Source organism: Actinomycetospora termitidis (genome assembly GCF_030286555.1).
In the GTDB taxonomy this organism is placed as follows: domain Bacteria; phylum Actinomycetota; class Actinomycetes; order Mycobacteriales; family Pseudonocardiaceae; genus Actinomycetospora; species Actinomycetospora termitidis.
On sequence record NZ_JASVWF010000023.1, the window covers coordinates 1 to 393 of the forward strand.

Consider the following 393-nt stretch of genomic DNA (forward strand, 5'->3'; position numbering starts at 1 on the left):
TCGTAACAAGGTAGCCGTACCGGAAGGTGCGGCTGGATCACCTCCTTTCTAAGGAGCATCTGCCTCGGATCGTCGACACGCTTGTCGGTGACAGCTGCCCCGGTGTGGGGTGGCGGCCGTGAGGGTGCGACGGAGGGCCTGCTGATCTCGGTCTCGAGATGGCGGGTTGCTTACTGGATTGACGTGGAACCAGGACACGTGAAAAGGCGTTGGCGCACTGTTGGGTCCTGAGAGGACGACCCGGCCCTCACACCCCTTTGGGTGGGTGTGGGGGCGGTTGTTGTCTCTGGGCAGTCATCATGGTCGTTCCACGAGGTGTGGTTCGGCGTGGTGGTCTGCGGGTGGGTTTGTCAAGTGGATAGTGGACGCGAGCATCTTTTTTTCCTGGTCGCC

At 61.3% G+C, this 393-nt stretch carries 1 rRNA gene; it reads left to right on the forward strand.

The features are described 5' to 3' along the window. Positions 1-48: ribosomal RNA gene (locus tag QRT03_RS32295) — 16S ribosomal RNA — on the forward strand; the annotation flags it as partial. Positions 49-393: the final 345 nt, after the last annotated feature.